The sequence below is a fragment of the Streptomyces sp. NPDC048521 genome (genome assembly GCF_043199855.1).
Lineage (GTDB): Bacteria > Actinomycetota > Actinomycetes > Streptomycetales > Streptomycetaceae > Streptomyces.
In genome coordinates this window covers 1-17583 of the sequence record NZ_JBICWR010000028.1, presented here as the reverse complement: position 1 = coordinate 17583, position 17583 = coordinate 1, and the positions used below count along the sequence as shown (strand labels likewise).

Here is a 17583-nt window from a genome sequence, read left to right as displayed (position 1 = left end):
ACACGAGCACGTCGGCCAGTACTGGGAGGCATCCTCGCACCTGCCACCGACACGGCGCCCCGCACCCGGTGACAAGTGATCTTGATTGGTCGGCTCTGCCCCCAAAAGTGCCTGACCAGTGGCACGCCCGTGATCAGTTGAGATCGGTCACGTCCGGCCCCCGGCAACCACGAGACCGGACGGAGCGTCTTTCCTTCGAACATGCTCGGTAACGCGTACGTAGTGCCCTGAAGCACGGCACTACAGTGGTTCGGGACACCGGAATGCAGGCAAGCAAGCATCAGCAAGCAGCAGGGAGCGCGTGACGTGCGGCCAGTCGGCAGCAAGTACCTGCTTGAGGAGCCGCTCGGACGCGGCGCCACAGGCACCGTCTGGCGTGCCCGCCAGCGCGAGACCGCGGGCGCCGAGGCGGCCGTGCCCGGCCAGCCCGGGGAGACGGTCGCGATCAAGGTCCTCAAGGAGGAGCTGGCGAGCGACCCGGACATCGTGATGCGCTTCCTGCGCGAGCGCTCCGTCCTGCTGCGCCTCACCCACCCGAACATCGTCCGGGTCCGCGACCTGGTCGTAGAGGGCGATCTGCTGGCGCTGGTCATGGACCTCGTCGACGGCCCCGACCTGCACCGCTACCTGCGCGAGAACGGCCCCTTCTCGCCGGTCGCGGCCGCGCTGATGACGGCCCAGATCGCCGACGCGCTCGCCGCGAGCCACGCCGACGGCGTGGTCCACCGCGACCTGAAGCCCGCCAACGTCCTGCTCCAGCAGTACGAGGGCCAGATGCACCCGATGCTGACCGACTTCGGCATCGCCCGCCTCGCCGACTCCCCCGGCCTGACCCGCACCCACGAGTTCGTCGGCACGCCCGCGTACGTGGCGCCCGAGTCCGCCGAGGGCCGCCCGCAGACCTCCGCGGTCGACATCTACGGCGCCGGCATCCTGCTGTACGAGCTGGTCACCGGCCGCCCGCCGTTCTCCGGCGGCACCGCCCTGGAGGTCCTGCACCAGCACCTGAGCGCCGAGCCGCGCCGCCCCTCCACCGTCCCGGACCCGCTGTGGACGGTGATAGAGCGCTGCCTGCGCAAGAACCCCGACGAGCGGCCGAGCGCCGAGAACCTCGCGCGCGGGCTGCGGGTCGTCGCCGAGGGCATCGGCGTGCACGCGAACGCCGCCCAGATCGCCGCCGCCGAGGGCGTCGGCGCCCTGCTCGCCCCCGACCCGGCGCCGACCGCCGTCCCCGGGGTGCCCGGTGCCGCCGACCCCACCCAGGTGCTGCCGACGAACGCGCCGCCGGGGACGTACGACCCGAACGCCGCGACCAGCGTCCTGCCGCACACCGGCGGCCCGGCCGGTGCCGCCGACCCCACCGCCGTGCTGCCGAACACCGGCGCGGCGGACCCGACGGCCGTCCTGCCACCGGTGCCCCAGGGTCAGCAGGGGCAGCAGCCCGATCAGCCGCACCCCTGGCAGACCCAGCTGCGCGCCGCCCGTGACCGCAACGAGCAGACGCAGATCCAGTACCTCGACCCGGACGAGGACCCGCTGCGCCGCCGCCCCCAGCGGCAGGTCGCCCGGCCCCAGCAGCAGCCGCGCCAGACCCCGCAGGCCCGCCCGCAGCAGCCGCAGCCGCGCGGCCGGCAGCAGGCGCCGACCGGGTACGGCCACCCGCAGCAGCAGCCCCAGCAGTACGCCCCGCCGCAGCCCCAGCAGTACGCCCGGCCGCAGCAGCCGCAGCGGTACGCGCCGCCCGCCCCGGAGCCGCAGCGGCCCGCGCGCGAGCCCCGGGCGCCCCGGCAGCGCAGTGCCAACCCGACGAAGATCCCCGGGCTGGGCTGCCTCAAGGGGTGCCTGTTCACGATCGTCATCCTGGTCGTCGCGAGCTGGCTGATCTGGGAGCTGACGCCGTTGCAGGACTGGATCGGCACCGGCAAGGGCTACTGGGACCAGATGAGCGACTGGGCCGGCAAGGTGGGCGACTGGATCAAGGACCTGGGCGGCTCCTCCGGCAGCGGAAACTGAGCGGGCGAAGCAGCCGAAACCGATCGCAGGGTTGGGGATTTGTCGACATCTGGCGGGTGATTTCCGTCTCCGCGGTGAAGGTTGGCTCGTCGGACGCGTAGTTTTAACGACAACACGCGTCTGTAGGAGCAGTCTTGGCACGGAAGATCGGCAGCCGGTACACCGCGCACCAGATCCTGGGGCGGGGCAGCGCCGGCACGGTGTGGCTGGGCGAGGGACCGGAGGGCCCCGTCGCCGTCAAGCTGCTGCGTGAGGACCTCGCCTCCGACCAGGAGCTCGTCGGACGCTTCGTCCAGGAGCGCACGGCGCTGCTCGGCCTGGAGCATCCGCACATCGTCTCCGTACGCGACCTGGTGGTCGACGGAAACGACCTGGCCCTGGTCATGGACCTGGTCCGGGGCACCGACCTGCGCACCCGCCTGGAACGTGAGCGGCGGCTCGCCCCCGAGGCGGCCGTGGCGATCGTCGCCGACGTCGCCGACGCGCTGGCGGCGGCCCACGCGGCCGGCGTCGTCCACCGGGACGTCAAGCCCGAGAACGTCCTGCTGGACATGCAGGGCCCGCTCGGCCCCGGCGGAGCGCACCCGGCGCTGCTCACCGACTTCGGCGTCGCCAAGCTGATCGACTCGCCGAAGCGGACCCGGGCCACGAAGATCATCGGCACGCCGGACTACCTGGCCCCGGAGATCGTCGAGGGCCTGCCCCCGCGCGCCGCCGTGGACATCTACGCGCTGGCGACGGTCCTGTACGAGCTGCTGGCCGGCTTCACCCCCTTCGGCGGCGGACACCCGGGTGCGGTCCTGCGCCGTCATGTCACCGAGACCGTCGTACCGCTGCCCGGCATCCCCGAGGAGCTGTGGCAACTGCTCGTGCAGTGCCTGGCCAAGGCGCCCGCCTCCCGGTTGCGCGCCTCGGAGCTGGCGGCGCGGCTGCGCGAGCAGTTGCCGACGCTGGCCGGGATGCCGCCGCTGGACGTGGACGAGCCGGACGTCGCCGAGGAGGGCGCGGACGAGCCGGCGCCGTCGGCCCCGACCGGCGGGGAGCCGGTACGACGGCGGGGTGCGGTCTCCCTGGTCCCCGGGGCCAAGCCGGACTCCAACCGGGACACGCACACCTCGATGCGGGTGCCGGGGCCGGACGAGCTGGCGGGCGGCGCCCACGGGACGGCGCGCGTGCCGCGGGCGCCCGGTGCGCCGAGGCCGGGCTCGGCCCGGCACCGGGCGACTGTGCGGCGGCGCCGGATCACGCTGGGCGTGGCAGGCGTGGTCGTCGCGGCGGTGATCGGTGTCGGCGCGTGGTGGGCCTCTTCCGGCGGTGACGACCAGCCGGCCCAGGACACCCACAGCACGTCGGCGCCCTGAGCGGAGGGCGGGGCCGAGGCGGGGCCGGGCGCACCCTGCCCTGCCCACCCTGCGGAGCCGTTACGCTGGAGGCGTGGCAGTCGTCGATGTATCCGAAGAGCTGAAGTCCCTCTCCTCGACCATGGAGTCGATCGAGGCCGTCCTGGACCTCGACAAGCTGAGGGCAGACATCGCCGTGCTCGAGGAGCAGGCGGCCGCGCCGTCCCTGTGGGACAACCCGGACGAGGCGCAGAAGATCACCAGCAAGCTCTCCCACCTCCAGGCCGAGGTCAGGAAGGCGGAGGCGCTGCGAGGCCGGATCGACGATCTCGCCGTCCTCTTCGAGATGGCCGAGGAGGAGAACGACCCGGACACCCGCGCCGAGGCCGAGTCCGAGCTGGTCTCCGTGCGGAAGGCGCTGGACGAGATGGAGGTCCGGACGCTGCTCAGCGGTGAGTACGACGCCCGTGAGGCGCTCGTCAACATCCGCGCCGAGGCCGGTGGCGTGGACGCCGCCGACTTCGCCGAGAAGCTCCAGCGCATGTACCTGCGCTGGGCCGAGCAGCACGGCTACAAGACCGAGGTCTACGAGACGTCGTACGCGGAAGAGGCCGGCATCAAGTCGACCACCTTCGCCGTGCAGGTGCCGTACGCCTACGGCACCCTCTCCGTGGAGCAGGGCACGCACCGGCTCGTCCGGATCTCGCCCTACGACAACCAGGGGCGCCGCCAGACCTCCTTCGCGGGTGTGGAGGTGCTTCCCGTCGTCGAGCAGTCCGACCACGTCGAGATCGACGAGTCCGACCTGCGTATCGACGTCTACCGGTCCTCCGGGCCGGGTGGCCAGGGCGTCAACACGACCGACTCCGCGGTCCGCATCACCCACCTCCCCACCGGCATCGTGGTCTCCTGCCAGAACGAGCGGTCGCAGATCCAGAACAAGGCCACCGCGATGAACGTCCTGCAGGCCAAGTTGCTGGAGCGGCGCCGGCAGGAGGAGCAGGCCAAGATGGACGCCCTCAAGGGCGACGGCGGCAACTCCTGGGGCAACCAGATGCGTTCGTACGTGCTGCACCCGTACCAGATGGTCAAGGACCTGCGCACCGAGCACGAGGTGGGCAACCCCGAGGCCGTGTTCAACGGTGAGATCGACGGGTTCCTCGAGGCCGGTATTCGCTGGCGCAAGCAGCAGGAGAAGTAACTTTGTCGACATGACAACTGCCGCCCTGGAGGCGGCAGTTGCCGTATGTCTGGGTTTTACATCACAGTCACAGGCTTCAACTCCCCATAAACACCGCCTCACCGGACATTGCGCCCGCAATGGCCTTGACGTTGCTTTGAAAAATCGGAAGGGTGAGGCGCGGCATGCGTACTCAAGGGGCGCATGTGAACCGGGGGATCGAGTTGACGCGGATTTCGTCACCCAGCTGCCTCCGTCGATCACGGCAAGCCCCGCGCGCCGCCTCATTGACGAACAGCTACTGGGGGTAGCAACCATATGACGAAGAAGACGCGGATCCGGGTCGCGCGGATAGCCGCCGGCGCCGTGATCGCGGCCGGTGCGTCGCTGACCGCCGCTGGTGCGGCCTCTGCCCTGGACCTTGATGTCCAGGCGGGTCCGATCAGCATCGGCGTGACCACGGACGGTGGCGACACCGAGGGTACGACCGAAGGCACGACCGAGGGCGCGACCGAGGGTGCCACCCTGGGCGTGACCGAGGGTGCCACTCTGGGCGCCACCGAGGGTTCGACCCAGGGTGCCACGGAGGGGGCCGTCCAGGGCTCCACCGAGGGCTCCATCCAGGGCAGCACCGAGGGCTCGACCGAGGGCACCACGGAGGGGGCGATCCAGGGCTCCACCGAAGGCACCACGGAGGGGGCCATCCAGGGCTCCACCGAGGGTTCGACCCAGGGTGCCACCGAGGGCTCGACCCAGGGCAGCACCGAGGGTTCGACCCAGGGCAGCACCGAGGGCGGCAACGGTGGCTCCGGCAACGGTGGCTCCGGTAACGGTGGGTCCGGTAACGGCGGCAACTCGGGCGGCAACGGCGGCAACTCGGGTGGCAATGGCGGCAACTCGGGCGGCTCCAGCACGTCCGGTGGCACTTCCGGTGGTTCCAGCGACGGTGGCTCCACCAGCACCGGGGGCAACAACACCACCCCCGACGGTGGCAACAACAACTCCTCCCAGCAGGAGGGCTCCTCGGCCCTCACCGACACCGGTTCCGACACCACGGCCCAGGGCGGCGACAAGCAGCTCGCCGAGACCGGTGCCGGTCAGACCGCGTTCCTGCTCATCGGTGCCGCGACGATGATCGCCGGCGGTATCGGCTTCCGCATTCTGCCGCGTCTGGCCGGCGGCCGGGGCGGCGCGGCCGCCTGACCGTAGCCGTACGGTCACGCGCTGCGCGCACGCCGTGCGCACAAGGGCCCGGAGCTCGGCGCTCCGGGCCCTTCGCCGCTTCCGGGCTCGCTGCCTGCCTACGCGGTCTGGTGCGCCAGCAGCGCCACCGCTGCGATCAGCACCGCCAGCAGCGCGATCAGCGCCATCGGGTTCAGGCCCCCGAGGAAGCCCTCCTGCTGCAGCCGCTCGCGGTTGGCACGGCACACCGGGCACCGGCCCTCGCTCACGGGCGCCGCGCAGTTCGCGCACACCAACCGGTCGTACGTCATGCGCTCGCCCTCCTTGCACCGGCCATCACACATACAACGCGCACGGGAACCGGAACGTTCCCCCCTCCACTGTGCCAGGTTCCCGCGGAGCGTGCGCGGGGCCCCGGAATCACGGGGTGAGAACAGAGGCCGGTACAAAAACGTACAAGTCTTGCCCAACCTCCACCTGCGACTGCACTTGCGCACCCGGTTCGCGTATGGTCACGCTCATCTACCCCCGGCGACTCGTGGTGCATCCGTGATCCGATTCGACAACGTCTCCAAGGTCTATCCCAAGCAGACCCGCCCAGCCCTGAGGGATGTCTCCCTGGAGGTGGAAAAGGGCGAGTTCGTCTTCCTCGTCGGGTCCTCCGGCTCCGGAAAGTCCACCTTCCTGCGGCTCGTCCTCCGCGAGGAGCGGTGCAGCCACGGCCAGGTGCACGTGCTGGGCAAGGACCTCGCGCGCCTCTCCAACTGGAAGGTGCCGCAGATGCGCCGCCAGCTGGGGACGGTCTTCCAGGACTTCCGGCTCCTGCCGAACAAGACGGTCGCGGAGAACGTGGCCTTCGCACAGGAGGTCATCGGAAAGTCCCGGGGCGAGATCCGCAAGTCCGTGCCGCAGGTGCTCGACCTCGTCGGGCTCGGCGGCAAGGAGGACCGCATGCCGGGCGAGTTGTCCGGTGGTGAGCAGCAGCGCGTGGCCATCGCGCGGGCCTTCGTCAACCGGCCCAAGCTGCTGATCGCCGACGAGCCCACCGGCAACCTCGACCCGCAGACCTCCGTCGGCATCATGAAGCTGCTCGACCGCATCAACCGGACGGGCACCACCGTCATCATGGCGACGCACGACCAGAACATCGTGGACCAGATGCGCAAGCGCGTCATCGAGCTGGAGAAGGGCCGCCTCGTCCGCGACCAGGCCCGCGGCGTCTACGGCTACCAGCACTGAAGCAAGTTCACGACGGAAAGGCTTGACCAGACGCCATGCGCGCCCAGTTCGTCCTGTCGGAGATCGGTGTCGGTCTCCGCCGCAATCTGACGATGACCTTCGCCGTCATCGTCTCCGTAGCCCTGTCGCTGGCGCTCTTCGGCGGCTCCCTGCTGATGAGCGACCAGGTCAGCACCATGAAGGGCTACTGGTACGACAAGGTCAACGTCTCGATCTTCCTGTGCAACAAGCACGATGCCGATTCGGACGTCAACTGCGCCAAGGGCGCGGTCACCGAGGACCAGAAGAAGCAGATCCTCGCCGACCTGAAGAAGATGCCGGTCGTCGACCAGGTCAACTACGAGTCCCAGGACCAGGCGTACAAGCACTACAAGGAGCAGTTCGGCAACTCCCCGCTGGCCGGCTCCCTGACGCCGGACCAGATGCAGGAGTCGTACCGGATCAAGCTCAAGGACCCGCAGAAGTACCAGGTGATCGCGTCCGCGTTCAACGGGCGTGACGGGGTGCAGTCGGTGCAGGACCAGAAGGGCATCCTGGACAACCTCTTCCAGTTGCTCGGCCTGATGAACCGGGCGGCGCTCGGCGTGATGGCGCTGATGCTGCTCGTCGCGCTGCTGCTGATCGTCAACACCGTGCGCGTCTCGGCGTTCAGCCGTCGGCGGGAGACCGGGATCATGCGCCTGGTCGGCGCCTCGGGCTTCTACATCCAGGCGCCGTTCATCGCCGAGGCGGCCGTCGCCGGTCTCATCGGCGGCAGCCTCGCCTGCGTGTTCCTCGTGATCGGCCGGTACTTCACGATCGACCACGGCATGGCCCTGTCCGACAAGCTCACGCTGATCAACTTCGTCGGCTGGGACGCGGTGTTGACCAAACTGCCGCTGATCCTCGCCACGAGCGTGCTGATGCCTTCACTGGCGGCGTTCTTCGCGCTGCGCAAGTACCTGAAGGTGTGACGCATGCCAAGGGGGCCGTACGAGCAACCGGCCGTACGGCCCTTCGCGTTGTCCTAGACTCACCGCCATGTCAGGCCGTGACCTGTTCTGTCAGCCCCGTCGCCTCCGCCGCGGGGCCGCCCTGACCTTGGTCTTCGCCGGCGTGCTGGTCGCCGGTGCCGCCACCGGATCCTTCCCGCAGCCCGAACACCCCGCGCGCAAGGCCGCCTCGGGGCCGGTGGGCCTGGCCGGACGGCACGAGGCCGTGCGGCGGGCCGCCGCCGAGGCGATGGCCGACGGCAAGTCCCCGACGGAGGCCGCGGAGCGGGCCGTCAGCCGCAGCGGGGACCGGTGGGGCGCCGTCTACTCCGAGGGCGAGTACGAGGAGTTCCAGGAGGCCCTCGACGGCCGGTACACCGGCGTCGGCCTGTGGGCGCGGCGCGAGCGGGACGGCCGGATCGAGGTGACCAAGGTGCAGCCCGGCTCGCCCGCGGCCGCCGCCGGGATCCGCAGGGGCGACCGGCTGCGCAGCGTCGACGGCAGCAAGGTCGACGGGCGGCCGGTCACCGAGGTGGTCTCCTTACTGCGCGGCGATGCCGAGGACGCCCCGGCCGGTACGACGGTCACCCTCGGTCTGCAGCGCGGCACGCGCGCGTGGACCGAGAAGCTGCACCGCGCCCGGCTGTCCACCGACTCCGTGACCGTCCGCAGGCTGCCCGGCGGGGTCACCGTCATCAAGATCGCCGCGTTCACCAAGGGCTCCGCCGACGCCGTCCGCGCGGCCCTGCGCGAGGCCCCGGCCGACGCCGGGATCGTCCTCGACCTGCGGGGCAACTCCGGCGGCCTGGTCACCGAGGCCGTGGACACCGCCTCCGCCTTCCTCGACGGCGGCCTGGTCGCGACCTACGACGTCGAGGGAGCCCAGCGCGCCCTGCACGCCGACCCCGGCGGCGACACCGACCGGCCCCTGGTCACCCTCGTCGACGGCGGCACGATGAGCGCGGCCGAACTGCTCACCGGCGCCCTGCAGGACCGGGGCCGCGCGGTGGTGATCGGCTCCCGCACCTTCGGCAAGGGCTCCATCCAGATGCCGACGAAGCTCCCCGACGGCTCGGTGGCCGAGCTGACCGTCGGCCATTACCGCACCCCGTCCGGACACACGGTCGACGGCCGGGGCGTCACCCCCGACCTGGAGGCGGGCGCGGGGGCCCTGCAACGGGCCGAGACGGTCCTCACCGGCCTCGGCGACCCGTCGTAGATCCCGATAATGCGCTTCCCCCGCACCCCCTCCATGGTGCGAAAATGGTCGGCACTATGAGCAAGGGAATGTACGTACCCAAGGAGTCCCAGCCCAAGCAGGGCGGAGGGGCCGCGAAGGCGGCCAAGGACGGCAAGCGCAAGATCGTCGCGCAGAACAAGAAGGCACGGCACGACTACGCGATCATCGACACCTACGAGGCCGGGCTCGTGCTCACCGGCACCGAGGTGAAGTCGCTGCGTCAGGGGCGCGCCTCGCTGACCGACGGCTTCGTCCAGATCGACGGGAACGAGGCGTGGCTGCACAACGCCCACATCCCCGAGTACAGCCAGGGCACCTGGACCAACCACTCCGTGCGCCGCAAGCGCAAGCTGCTCCTGCACCGCGAGGAGATCGACAAGCTGGAGTCCAAGTCCCAGGAGACGGGTCACACGATCGTGCCCCTGGCCCTGTACTTCAAGGACGGGCGCGCCAAGGCCGAGATCGCCCTCGCCCGGGGCAAGAAGGAGTACGACAAGCGGCAGACCCTGCGGGAGAAGCAGGACCGGCGGGAGTCGGACCGCGCCATCGCGGCGGCGAAGCGCAAGCAGCGGGGCGTCTGACCGGGCCGCCGGGAATAGGCTGGCACCGGCGCGTGTTGGTCACGTACGATGGCAGTGCACTCCGCAGCGGGTGCGCGCCCCCTCCACGGAGGGGTTTGAAAAATCAACATGGGGATGATCGGTTTCGACAGCGGCTGTCGAAGCAGGGGAAGCGTGTCGAGGAAGCGGCCATGATCTCGTAAACCACAGGCCGAAAAAAATAATCGCCAACACCAAGCGCGATTCCTTCGCCCTCGCTGCCTAAGTAGCGACTTGCGAAGTGTCAGCCCGGGACTGTTCCCGACCCGGATCCTGGCATCAGCTAGGGAACTAAACCTTGATCCCGGTCACGGGGTGAAGAGGGAAACCAAACAGTGACTGGGCCCGTCGGCGACTTGTTCGCGTGATCGCCGGGGCCGAGAAAAGCACAGCGGACTGCACACGGAGAAGCCCTGATTCCGCACCGTTGGACGCGGGTTCGATTCCCGCCATCTCCACGACACCCCTCCGGGGGTACCCCATGTGGGCAAAGGCCCCGTCGCTCGAAGCGGCGGGGCCTTTGCCATGGGGTGTGGACCCTGTTCCGCGGGCGGGTGTACGGCAGCGTTCGCCCTAGGGGGCCGCGGTGCCGTCGGCTGCGCGGCACCCGTCGGCGCGGGTGAGGCAGGCCAGGCCCAGGGCGAGCGTCGCGGCTCCCGTCGAGACGGCGAAGGCGGAGGCCGGCGAGAGATGCTCGACCGCCCAGCCGCCGGTCGCGGAACCGGCGGCGATCCCGGCGAGCAGGGCGGTCACCACCAGGCTCATGCCCTCGTTGAGCCGGTCGGCCGGCGTGCGCCGCTGCACCAGGGTCATCGCCGTCACCATGGTCGGCGCGGTCGCCATGCCCGCCACCAGCAGCGTCCCCGCCAGCACCGGAAGGGAACCGGTGAGCGTGGCGGACAGCCAGGGCAGGGTCATCAGCGCGGCCATCGCCGCCAGGCACCGGGTCAGACCGAGGCCGGCCGGCTTCAGCGCCCCGTACACCAGCCCCGCCGCGCACGAGCCCGCCGCCTGGAGCGCGAGCACGACACCGGCCGCCGCCCGATGCCCCTGCGCGTCGGCGTACGCGATCGTGACGACCTCCATCGAGCCGAACACCGCGCCGGTGGCCGTGAAGCAGGCCAGCAGCGGCGGGATGCCGGGGCTGCGCAGCGGCGACGGCGCCTTCGAACGGGCCCGGGCCGGCGGCTCGGTCGCCCGCTGCGCGGTGAACAGCAGCATGCCCGACAGCAGCAGCGCCGCCCCGGCGAGGGTGCCCGCCTCCGGGAAGAACGTGCCGGTCAGGAAGGACGCGAGCACCGGCCCGAGCATGAAGCACAGCTCGTCGGCGGCCTGCTCGAAGGAGTTCGCGGCGTGCAGCGCGCCCGGGTCGTCGCGCAGCAGGTGGGCCCAGCGGGCACGGGACAGACCGCCGATGTTGGGGGTCGTCGCGGTGGCCGCGTAGGCGGCGAACAGGGTCCAGCCGGGGGCGTCGTAGCGAACGCACAGGAGCAGGGCGAGGCTGCCGAGCACGGAGACGAGCGTGGCCGGCACGGCGACCCGGGTCTGCCCGTGCCGGTCGACGAGCCGGGCGATCCACGGCCCGGCCAGCGCGGTCGCGGCGAGCCCGGTCGCGGTGACGGCACCGGCCAGGGCGTACGAGCCCCGGGCACCGGCGATCATCACGACGGCGCTCACGCCGAACATGCCCATGGGCAGCCGGGCGAGGAGATTGCCGGCCGTGAAGGCGCGGGCGCCGGGAAGGCGGAACAGGCGGCGGTACCCGGACCGTTGCGGTGCCGTGGCCGGTATGCGTCGCTCTTCGGTGGTCTGCTGCGGCATGGCTCCACGGTCACCCGGAGCGGATCACGGGGTCCAACACCTTCTCGGGACCGATTGACGCACCTGTGTTGTAAGTTCGCCGTCATGCCCGCGCCCGCCCACCTGGACCCCCGCCTGCTGCGCGCCTTCGTCGCCGTCGCCGAGGAACTCCACTTCACCCGGGCCGCCGCCCGTCTGTACGTCGCCCAGCAGGCGCTCAGCCGGGACGTACGGCGGCTGGAACGGGAGCTGGGCGTGGAACTGTTCGTGCGGACCACCCGGCAGGTGACACCGACCGCCGACGGCGAGCGCCTGCTGCCGCACGCCCGGCGGGTCCTGGCCGCCCAGGACGATCTGCTCGCCGCGTTCGGGCAGGCCCGCCCGCTGCTCGTGGATCTCAACACGCCGGGCCTGGTCACCGGCCGCCGGGTGCTGCACCGGGCCCGGGAACTCGCCCCCGACTGCGAGCTGATGGCCCGCTACGAGAGCGGTCTCACCGGAGCCGCCGCCGAACTGCTGGCCGGCCGGCTGGACGCCTCCTTCGGCCGTTTCGCCGGCCTGGACCCGGCACTGCGGTCCGGTCTGGAGCAGCAGCCGGTGCGCTTCGAGCCGATGGCCGTCATCCTGCCGGAGGACCACCCCCTGGCCGCCCTGGCGGAGGTGTCCCCGGCCGCGCTGGCCGGGGAGGAGGTGTACGCAGGCGCCGGGAACCCGCGCACCCGGGAGTGGACCGACCTGGCACGTCAGCTCTTCGAGGGGCACGGCATCCGGCTCGCCTCACCCGTTCCGCTGGCCGTCGGGGACGAGGAGTTCGAGCGGATCATGGCCAAGACCCGGAATCCGGTGCTGGCCGTCGTGGACTTTCCGGCCATGCCCCGGACGGTACGGCGGCCCCTCGTCGATCCCGTCCCGCTCTCTCCCGTCTCCCTGGTGTGGCGGAAGGGGCTGGTCCATCCCGGATTGGACGCGCTGCGCAGGGCGGCGACCGAGGTCGCGGAGGCGGAGAGGTGGCTCCGACGGCCCACCGATGGATGGATTCCGGCCACTGATGATCGTGTGATGAGCGTACATAACTGACACGTGGCAGGCACCAGCCCTCCGCGTGCGCTACATTCATGGCCCGGGCACGGTGTGGTATTGGGGGCGCTCGGGCCGGGTGGGGGCCTGGTTCGATCGACGGGTGCCCGGAGTCGTCAGCGCACCCGGAACAATCCCGTGGGGGGATGTGCGCGCGTGAAAGAGTGGCGAGAAGACGCCCAACCGGAGTGGCCCGCAGTCGCATCGGCGATGCGGGACCTGCCGGCACCGGGGGGTGACAGCCGTGCCCTCCCGGAGCCCCTGCCCCCGGTGGCCGAAACCGAGCAGACCATGGTCCTGTCCATCCGCTCGGTCGGCAGGAACGCCGGTGCCCCCGGCTTCCCCAAGCCCAGCGGCGCCCTCCGCGACCCCTGGGGCGAGTCCGCCAGGAGCGCGCTCGACTCCGCGCAACGCGGCCCGCGGACGCCCGCCGGGTCCGCCGCCGACCCCACCCATGACCCGCACGAGGTGACGGTGCAGCTCGACGCCGTCCAGCTCGGTGACGTCCGGCTGAGCCCGGCCGCCGGTGCGCCGCGCGGCAGCGACGCCGACGGACCGGTCTTCGTCGACGAGTCGGGCCGCCGCAGCCGCCGTTTCCGCCTCCTCGGCGTGCTCGTCGCCGTCGCCTGCACGGTCTTCGCCGTCGTCATCGTCGCCACCCTGATGTCCGGCAGCTCCGACGCGCCGTGGCTGCCGGTGCCGGGTCAGAACGAGGAGAAGCCCGCCAGCCAGATCGACACCTCGCCGCTGCCCAGTACCTCCAACGCCGCGACCCCGGGAACCGGCGCGGCGACCGGCCCGGCCGCCTCCCCCACGGCGCGCCCCACCGCCGGAGGAGGTGCTGGAACCTTCCGCCCCCAGGCCGGCACCTCCGCCGACGGGCCGGCGGCCGGCACCTCCGCCGAGACCAGCCCCGTGGGCGCCACCGAGAAGTCCCCGTCCGCGTCGGCCCCTTCCACCGGCGTTTCCCCGGACCCGTCCACGCCCACCGGCGCCGCCTCCTCCGTTCCCGCGCCGCCGGCGTCGGGCGGCACGGGCACCCCCACCCGGGGGCACCCGACCCGGCACCCCAAGATCACTCTCTGACCAGGGGAAACACCCTCTGATGGCAACACGTTCCCGTCGCCGTACCCCGTCCCCCGCCCGGCGCCCCCGGCTGCCGCTGCGCTACCTGCTGCCCGTCCTGGTCCTGTGCGCGACCCTGGCGATGCTCATGCTGCGCGGATACGTGCACAACGAGATCCTCGCCGACTACCGCATTCAGCCCGAGGCCGCGAGCGACAAGGTGCCGGAGAAGATCCTCGAAGGCGGCCCGGTCATCGACACCCGGGGCGGCCGGACGGACAGCATGCGGGTGCCCGACCACCGCATCGTCCTCACCTTCGACGACGGTCCCGACCCGACCTGGACACCGAAGGTCCTCGACATCCTCAAGAAGCACCACGCGCACGCGGTCTTCTTCGTCACCGGCACGATGACCTCGCGCCACCCGGACCTCGTCCGGCGCATGGTGGACGAGGGCCACGAGGTCGGCCTGCACACCTTCAATCACCCCGATCTGTCGTACCACTCCAAGAAGCGCATCGACTGGGAGCTCTCCCAGAACCAGCTGACGCTCGCCGGAGCGGCCGGCATCCGCAGTTCGCTGTTCCGGCCGCCGTACTCCTCCTTCGCCGACGCCATGGACAACAAGTCCTGGCCGGTCACCGAGTACATAGGCAGCCGCGGTTACCTCACGGTCGTCAACGACACCGACAGCGAGGACTGGCGCAAGCCGGGCGTCGACGCGATCATCCGCAAGGCCACCCCCAAGGGCGGCAAGGGCGCGGTCGTCCTCATGCACGACTCGGGCGGCGACCGCCACCAGACGGTCCAGGCCCTGGACCGGTTCCTGCCCCAGCTCCAGCGGCAGGGCTACGAGTTCCAGACGCTCACCGAGGCGCTGCGCGCCCCGAGCGCGGACACCCCGGTGACCGGCCTCGACCTGTGGAAGGGGAAGGCCTGGATCTTCCTGGTGACGGCGGCGGACCACCTCACCGCTGCCCTGGTCGTGGGCCTCGCGGTCATCGGCTTCCTGGTGTTCGGGCGGTTCGGCCTGATGCTCCTGCTGTCCGGCGTGCACGCCCGCCGGACCCGGCGCCGTGGCTTCCGCTGGGGTGATCATCCGGTGACCGAACCCGTGTCGGTGCTGGTCCCGGCGTACAACGAGGCCAAGTGCATCGAGAACACCGTCCGTTCGCTGATGCGCAGCGAGCATCCCGTCGAGGTCCTCGTCATCGACGACGGCTCCACCGACGGCACGGCACGGATCGTGGAGGGACTGGGGCTGCCCGGAGTCCGCGTGATCCGTCAGCTCAACGCGGGCAAACCGGCCGCCCTCAACCGCGGTCTGGCCAACGCCCGGTACGACCTGATCGTCATGATGGACGGCGACACCGTCTTCGAGCCCGCCACCGTCCGCGAACTCGTGCAGCCCTTCGCCGACCCGCGGGTCGGGGCCGTCGCAGGCAACGCCAAGGTCGGCAACAAGGACACGCTCATCGGGGCCTGGCAGCACATCGAGTACGTGATGGGCTTCAACCTCGACCGGCGCATGTACGACGTCCTGCGCTGCATGCCGACCATCCCCGGCGCCGTCGGCGCCTTCCGCCGCTCGGCCCTCGAACGCGTCGGCGGCATGAGCGACGACACCCTCGCCGAGGACACCGACATCACGATGGCGCTGCACCGGGACGGCTGGCGCGTGGTGTACGCCGAGAACGCGCGCGCCTGGACCGAGGCACCCGAGTCCGTCCAGCAACTGTGGTCCCAGCGCTACCGCTGGTCGTACGGCACCATGCAGGCGATCTGGAAGCACCGCCGCGCCCTCTTCGAGCGCGGCCCGTCCGGGCGGTTCGGCCGGGTGGGCCTGCCCCTGGTGTCGCTCTTCATGGTCCTCGCCCCGCTCCTGGCCCCGCTGATCGACATCTTCCTCGTGTACGGCCTGGTGTTCGGCCCCACCGAGAAGACGATCGGCGCCTGGTTCGGCGTCCTCGCGATCCAGGCGGTGTGCGCGGCGTACGCGTTCTGGCTGGACCGTGAGCCGCTGACCCCGCTGATCTCGCTGCCCCTGCAACAGATCCTGTACCGCCAGCTCATGTACGTCGTGCTGCTCCAGTCCTGGATCACGGCGCTCACCGGCGGCCGCCTGCGCTGGCAGAAACTGCGCCGCAACGGCGGCGTGGCCGCACCCCCGGCAGCGCCGGTGCCGAGGGGGCCCGTCATGGGTGGGCGGACCGCCGGATGACCACCTCACCCTTCGAGCCCGGCCCGGCGCGGGACGGGCAGCCGGCCCCGCCTTTCGCATACCGGCCGGCCCCGCCCTTCGCGTACCGGCCGGCCCCGACGACGACCACCCAGGAAGCCCAGCACGTGACCGTTCCCACCCTGCCGTCCGGCACGGACGAGCCCACTTCGCCCCCGCGGCCGGAGCAGCGGCGCACGCCCGTGCGCGACCGGTACTTCGACCTCCTGCGCGCGGTGGCCCTCTTCCGTGTCGTCTTCTACCACCTCATGGGGTGGGCCTGGCTGCCCGTCGTCTTCCCCTCCATGGGCGTGATGTTCGCCCTCGCGGGCAACCTCATGGCCCGCTCGCTCAAGCGTCCGCCGCTGCAGGTCGTCCGCAGCAGGCTGCGCCGGCTGCTGCCGCCGCTGTGGCTGCTCGGCGCCCTCGGGGTGACGGGCATGGTGCTGCAGGGGTGGGGTCCCAACGACGACGGTCACCCCGGCTGGTGGTGGCTGCACCTCGGCTTCTGGATCCTGCCGCTGAGCGATCCGCCGTACGCCGAGGGCCTCAAGGGCATCCACGGCATCCTCGGCGAGGACTGGGCGGCGGAACTGGCCGGCCCGCTCTGGTACATCCGCGCCTACCTCTGGTACGTCCTGCTCTCCCCGTTCCTGCTCAAGGCCCTGCGGGCGCTGCCGTGGGCGACCGTCCTGTCGCCGATCGCCCTCTCCGCGGCCTTCGAGTTCGGCTACCTCAACCTGCCCGGGGAGCGCATCCCGTCCGCCCTGACGGACTTCAGCACCTTCGGCGCCTGCTGGATCCTGGGCATGGCGCACCAGGAGGGCGTGCTGAAGCGCATGCCCCGCTACGTCGTCCCCTCGGTGGCCCCGGTCATCGCCGCCGTCGGCCTGTGGTACGCGCTCAGTCACGGCTTCAAGGAGGGGCACGACCTGGACGACATCCCGTTCGCCCAGTCCCTGTGGTCCTTCGCCACCGTGCTGCTGCTCCTGCACATCAGCCCGTCCTGGACCGACTGGCCCCGCTGGCTGCGCCCCTTCGACCGGCTGATCACGCTGCTCAACTCGCGGGCGGTGACGATCTACCTCTGGCACAACCTGTGCATCCTCGTCGCCGCCACGCTGTGGGACCAGCTGTGGCAGTTCGACGTGATGTACGAGCACTTCTCGTGGCTGCTGGAGAGCCCCTGGCCGGTACTCGCCGTGACCTGGATGTTCATCCTCAGCTGCGTCGTCTGGTTCGGCTGGGTCGAGGACCTGGCCGCGAAGCGGAAGCCACGGCTGTGGCCGGACGGGTCACAGGAGAAGCGGGCCCGCCCCAAGCCGCTGGCGCATCGGGCCTGACGCCCTGGAAACGGCAGAGCCGTCGGCACGGCGGAGCCGGAACCCGGCCCCGCCGTGCCACGATCATCACTTTCGGCTCGAGAGCCAGCGAGCGGCTCCGACCACAAGGACGATCGCGGCAACAATCATGCCGGCCATCGTGAGCTTCTCGCTCACTGTCATTACCCCGAACATGCTGACTCACCTTTCGTGAGAGCAATTACATCCACTGAGGTCAGAGCGGCGGGGGGGGGGGGGGGGGGGGGGGGGGGGGGGGGGGGGGGGGGGGGGGGGGGGGGGGGGGGGGGGGGGGGGGGGGGGGGGGGGGGGGGGGGGG

14 protein-coding genes and 1 other RNA gene are annotated in these 17583 nt (G+C 71.2%); 13 read left to right on the top strand and 2 right to left on the bottom strand.

Annotation, left to right across the window (positions count from 1 at the left end; all coding sequences use genetic code 11):
• Positions 1–306: 306 nt before the first annotated feature.
• The 4 genes from ACGFRF_RS38620 to ACGFRF_RS38605 all read left to right on the top strand — a co-directional run bounded on the left by ACGFRF_RS38620 (position 307) and on the right by ACGFRF_RS38605 (position 5736).
• A complete protein-coding gene (locus ACGFRF_RS38620; protein ID WP_393748289.1) occupies positions 307–2013 on the top strand; it encodes a serine/threonine-protein kinase in 1707 nt (568 codons plus the stop codon).
• Between the two features lie 134 nt (positions 2014–2147).
• A complete protein-coding gene (locus ACGFRF_RS38615) occupies positions 2148–3374 on the top strand; it encodes a serine/threonine-protein kinase (protein ID WP_393748287.1) in 1227 nt (408 codons plus the stop codon).
• A gap of 73 nt (positions 3375–3447) precedes the next feature.
• Entirely contained in the window at positions 3448–4554 is a 1107-nt protein-coding gene (gene prfB, locus ACGFRF_RS38610; protein WP_393748285.1) for a peptide chain release factor 2, read from the top strand.
• 297 nt (positions 4555–4851) lie between these two features.
• Entirely contained in the window at positions 4852–5736 is an 885-nt protein-coding gene (locus tag ACGFRF_RS38605) for a hypothetical protein (protein ID WP_393748283.1), read from the top strand.
• A 98-nt stretch (positions 5737–5834) separates the two neighbouring features.
• On the opposite strand, the gene ACGFRF_RS38600 is transcribed toward ACGFRF_RS38605, so the two are convergent.
• Complete coding sequence (locus ACGFRF_RS38600) at positions 5835–6026, bottom strand: hypothetical protein (protein ID WP_393748281.1); 192 nt, start codon at positions 6024–6026, stop codon at positions 5835–5837.
• Between the two features lie 238 nt (positions 6027–6264).
• Here ACGFRF_RS38600 and ftsE point away from each other — a divergent pair, with 238 nt between their 5' ends.
• From ftsE to ssrA, 5 genes are all read left to right on the top strand, one after another.
• Positions 6265–6954, top strand: a complete 690-nt coding sequence (gene ftsE / locus ACGFRF_RS38595) for a cell division ATP-binding protein FtsE (RefSeq protein WP_031159396.1) — start codon at positions 6265–6267, stop codon at positions 6952–6954.
• A gap of 35 nt (positions 6955–6989) precedes the next feature.
• Positions 6990–7907 carry a permease-like cell division protein FtsX gene (gene ftsX / locus ACGFRF_RS38590; RefSeq protein WP_393748279.1) on the top strand — a complete coding sequence of 306 codons (918 nt, stop codon included), beginning with the start codon at positions 6990–6992 and terminating at the stop codon, positions 7905–7907.
• A 67-nt stretch (positions 7908–7974) separates the two neighbouring features.
• Positions 7975–9144 carry a S41 family peptidase gene (locus tag ACGFRF_RS38585; RefSeq protein WP_393748277.1) on the top strand — a complete coding sequence of 390 codons (1170 nt, stop codon included), beginning with the start codon at positions 7975–7977 and terminating at the stop codon, positions 9142–9144.
• A 56-nt stretch (positions 9145–9200) separates the two neighbouring features.
• Positions 9201–9746, top strand: coding sequence for an SsrA-binding protein SmpB (gene smpB, locus ACGFRF_RS38580; RefSeq protein ID WP_391845018.1), 546 nt, complete (start codon positions 9201–9203; stop codon positions 9744–9746).
• Positions 9747–9856: 110 nt separating this feature from the next.
• Positions 9857–10225, top strand: a transfer-messenger RNA (tmRNA) gene (gene ssrA, locus ACGFRF_RS38575).
• Positions 10226–10337: 112 nt separating this feature from the next.
• Here the strand turns inward: ssrA and ACGFRF_RS38570 are convergent.
• A complete protein-coding gene (locus tag ACGFRF_RS38570; RefSeq protein WP_393748275.1) occupies positions 10338–11585 on the bottom strand; it encodes an MFS transporter in 1248 nt (415 codons plus the stop codon).
• 84 nt (positions 11586–11669) lie between these two features.
• On the opposite strand from ACGFRF_RS38570, the gene ACGFRF_RS38565 reads away from it, so the two are divergent.
• The 4 genes from ACGFRF_RS38565 (at position 11670) to ACGFRF_RS38550 (ending at position 17267) form a co-directional block, all read left to right on the top strand.
• Entirely contained in the window at positions 11670–12641 is a 972-nt protein-coding gene (locus ACGFRF_RS38565) for a LysR family transcriptional regulator (protein ID WP_393748273.1), read from the top strand.
• Positions 12642–12911: 270 nt separating this feature from the next.
• Positions 12912–13727, top strand: coding sequence for a hypothetical protein (locus tag ACGFRF_RS38560; protein WP_393748271.1), 816 nt, complete (start codon positions 12912–12914; stop codon positions 13725–13727).
• A 19-nt stretch (positions 13728–13746) separates the two neighbouring features.
• Positions 13747–15927, top strand: coding sequence for a glycosyltransferase (locus tag ACGFRF_RS38555; protein ID WP_393748269.1), 2181 nt, complete (start codon positions 13747–13749; stop codon positions 15925–15927).
• A gap of 140 nt (positions 15928–16067) precedes the next feature.
• Positions 16068–17267, top strand: coding sequence for an acyltransferase (locus ACGFRF_RS38550; protein ID WP_393748370.1), 1200 nt, complete (start codon positions 16068–16070; stop codon positions 17265–17267).
• Positions 17268–17583 lie beyond the last annotated feature (316 nt).